We start from the raw sequence: 3,360 nt of genomic DNA, 5'->3' as shown, positions 1-3,360 counted from the left end.
GGGGGGGGGGGGGGGGCGGCCCCCCCCCCCCCCCACCGCCGTACCGGCTACGCCGCCAGCAGCGAGGTCAGCCGCCCGGCCAGCAGGTCCCAGCGCCAGGAGCGCTCCACCCAGCGCCGCCCGGCCTCGCCCATCCGCCGCCGCAGCTCCTCGTCGCGCAGCAGCCGGACGATCCGCTCGGCCGCCGCCGAGGCCGAGCCGCCGGGCACCACGTACCCGGTCTCGCCTTCCAGCACCGCGTCCGGCGCGCCGCCGGAGTCCCCCGCGACCACCGGCAGGCCGGTCGCCGAGGCCTCCAGGTAGACGATGCCCAGGCCCTCGACGTCCAGCCCCCCGCGCCGGGTGCGGCACGGCATCGCGAAGACGTCCCCGGCCCCGTAGTGGGCGGGCAGTTCCTCCCACGGCACCGAGCCGGTGAAGCGCACCGAGGCGCGCACGCCGGTGGCGTCGGCGAGCTTCTCCAGGTCCGCCCGGTACGGGCCGCCGCCGACGATCAGCAGCACCGCGTCCGGCACGTCGGCGAGGATCTGCGGCATCGCCTCGATCAGGGTGTCCTGGCCCTTGCGCGGCACCAGCCGGGAGACGCAGACCACCACCGGCCGGTCCGTCAGCCCGAGCCGGCGGCGCACCTCGGCGCCCCCGGAGCCCGGGTGGAAGGTCGTCTCGTCCACGCCCGGCGGCAGCTGGACCATCCGGGCCGCGGCCTGCGGTCCGACCGCGGCGGCGATCCGGGAGCGGGTGTACTCGCCCAGGTAGGTCAGCACGTCGGTGCCCGCGCCGATCCGGCGCAGCAGCTGCCGGGAGACCGGCAGCTGGGCCCAGGCGGCCTCGTGCCCGTGGGTCATGCCGAGCAGCCGCACGGCCCCGGCCCCGCGCAGCGTGGGCGCCATCAGCCCGAGCGGCGCGGCGGCGCCGAACCAGACGGAGTCGCACTTCTCCGCGCGCAGGATCTCGGCGGCCCGCCGGGTGACCCGCGGTGTGGGAACCATCACCTTCGTCCGGTCCCGGATCACCGGGAACGGCTGCTCGGCGTCGAACCGGGCCACCTCGCTGCCGTCCCGCCAGGTCGAGGCGTACACCACGACGCTGCCTGCGGGCTGACGGACGGCCATGTTGTGTACGAAGGCCTGGATGCCACCGGGGCGGGGCGGGAAGTCATTGGTGACGATCAAGGTTCTGTGCATCAGGCCACGGCTCGCTCGGTCGGGGGGTGCGCGGTGTACCGCTGGGTGATCCGTACGATAGGTCAACACCACGACCCGCCGGGAACGGAACCGCGCACGGCAACCGTTTGACCCCCGGGTCTGTCCTAGTACCTAGGCCGTCGGTGGAACCGCGGCCCGGGCGTCCGTCTGTACGACGCCTCCGGTGGGGACGTCCGAGACGAACGAGGGAGCGCAGTGGAATTGGCCCCGGCCATCGAGTCCGGTTCTTCGCGCGGTCGCCTCGGCCGCCCGCTCGGGGCGCTCGCCGCGCTCGGTGCCACCTGGGTCGCCACCCGCGCGCTGCTGGTGCTGCTGGCGACGGGCGTGCTGAAGGCGCCCGGCGGGGACGTCACCGCGGACGTCTGGATGATCTACCACGCCTGGTACGGCGTGCTCCAGACCGGCACCTTCCCGTTCGACGACGTGACCTGGCAGTACCCGCCGGGCGCCGCCCTGGTGATCCTGCTGCCGGGCCTGCTGCCCTGGTCCTACCTGGTCTCGTTCTGGGTGATCTGCGGGATCGCCGACGCCGCCGCGGCCGCGCTGCTGGTGCGCACCGGCCTGCGCCGGGGCCGGGCGCTGACCGGCGCCTGGATGTGGGTGGTGGGCGTCCCGCTGCTCGGCCCGATGATCTACAACCGCTTCGACGTCATCGTCACCGCGATCGCCCTGGCCGGTCTGCTGGCGCTGATCCGCCGCCCGGCGGTCGGCGGGCTGCTGCTGGGCCTGGGCGGCATCGTCAAGATCTGGCCGCTGCTCGGCCTGATCGGCACCCCCTCCGGCCGCCGCACCCGCCGTTCCTGGACGTTGGCCGGGGCCACCGCGGTCTCGATCGGCTTCCTGCTGACGGCCGGGATGAACGGCGCCTTCGAGTTCCTGGCCTTCCAGAAGGACCGCGGCATCGAGGTCGAGTCGCTCGGCGCGCTGCCGCTGCACTTCGCCCGGATCGCCGGCGGCTGGGACGGCAGGGTCACGATGAACTACGGCTCCCCCGAGATGCTCGGGCCGTGGGTCAGCGTGATCAGCAAGGTGATGATGGCCGGCACCGTGCTGGGCTTCGCCTGGCTGCTGCTGTGGCGCTTCACCTCCAAGCGCCGCAACGCGGCCACCATGTACGACGCGGCGCTGTGCGCGCTGCTGATCTTCGTGGTGACCAGCCGGGTGATCAGCCCGCAGTACCTGGTCTGGCTGGTGGGCGTCGCGGCGGTCTGTCTGACCGTGCGCAACAGCAGCCAGCGGCCGGTCGCGGCGCTGATCCTGCTCGCCTGCCCGCTGACCCTGGTCGAGTTCCCGACCATGTTCACCCAGGTCCTGGCCAGCGACCCGGTGGCGGTCACCGTGCTGGCCCTGCGCAACCTGCTGCTGCTGGCCGCGACCGTGCTCTCCTGCGTCCGGCTCTGGCGCTCCACCCGCGGCGAGGCGCCGCTGCCGCCGACCGTGGTGCTGGACCGCGAGCCCGCCGCCCTGCCGTCCGCCGGCTACCCGGTGCGCCCGGGCATCGCCTACGAGCAGGACCTGCTGGACGGCATCGACCACCCGGGTGCCCCGGCCGGTCCGCGCCGCTGATCAGCCCTTCAGCTCCGCCACCCGCTCCAGCCAGAGCCGGGTGAACTCCTCCAGCCCGACGCCCAGCTCGCGGCGCATCAGCCGGTCGGTGCGGCGCTCCCGGTCCTCGCCCTGCCCGTCGGCCGCGCCGATCGCACGGTAGAGGGCGACCAGCCGCTGCGGCCCGTGGGTGCGGGCGATCAGCTCGCAGGCCAGCCAGGACTGCTCGTAGGCCTGGGCGATGCCGGTGGCCCCGGCGGCGAAGTCCCGGTCGGCGGGCAGCGCGGTGGGCGTCCTCCCGGCGGCGACGTCCCGGGCCAGCTCGGGGGCGATCTGCTGCGGGCGGCGGCCCGAGTCGCGGTACGCGGTCCAGTCGGCCACGCCCTCGGAGAGCCACAGCGGCGTCCAGGCCCGGGTGTCGGCCCTGGTCGCGACGTGGGTGGCCTCGTGGGTGATCACCACCTGACGGCCGAACCCGCTGAGCCGCCCGTACGCCTCCGGGTTGACCAGCACCTCACCACCGCCGCCTTCGACCGCGACTACACCCTGCGGCTGGCCCGGGCGCACGAGGACCACGGCTGGGACCGAGTGCTCTTCGCCTACGCGGCCG

General features: G+C 74.7%; 3 protein-coding genes. 1 reads left to right on the top strand and 2 read right to left on the bottom strand.

Going from position 1 to position 3,360, the window contains the following annotated elements; translation table 11 throughout:
- Positions 1–47: 47 nt before the first annotated feature.
- On the bottom strand, positions 48–1,184 hold the full coding sequence (locus ABZ449_RS41870; RefSeq protein ID WP_360357354.1) for a glycosyltransferase family 4 protein: 1,137 nt from the start codon (positions 1,182–1,184) through the stop codon (positions 48–50).
- A 216-nt stretch (positions 1,185–1,400) separates the two neighbouring features.
- Here ABZ449_RS41870 and ABZ449_RS41865 point away from each other — a divergent pair, with 216 nt between their 5' ends.
- Entirely contained in the window at positions 1,401–2,771 is a 1,371-nt protein-coding gene (locus ABZ449_RS41865; RefSeq protein WP_360357351.1) for a glycosyltransferase 87 family protein, read from the top strand.
- Here the strand turns inward: ABZ449_RS41865 and ABZ449_RS41860 are convergent, their stop codons facing one another.
- Positions 2,772–3,209, bottom strand: coding sequence for a hypothetical protein (locus ABZ449_RS41860; protein ID WP_360357348.1), 438 nt, complete (start codon positions 3,207–3,209; stop codon positions 2,772–2,774).
- Positions 3,210–3,360 lie beyond the last annotated feature (151 nt).

This window comes from Kitasatospora sp. NPDC005856 (assembly GCF_040629945.1).
Classification (GTDB): domain Bacteria; phylum Actinomycetota; class Actinomycetes; order Streptomycetales; family Streptomycetaceae; genus Kitasatospora.
This window is presented reverse-complemented; position numbering and strand designations above follow the sequence as displayed.

Coding starts and splice junctions, on each gene's coding strand:
- ABZ449_RS41870 (WP_360357354.1), bottom strand. CDS start 1,184: ATGCACAGAACCTTGATCGTCACCAATGACTTCCCGCCCCGCCCCGGT.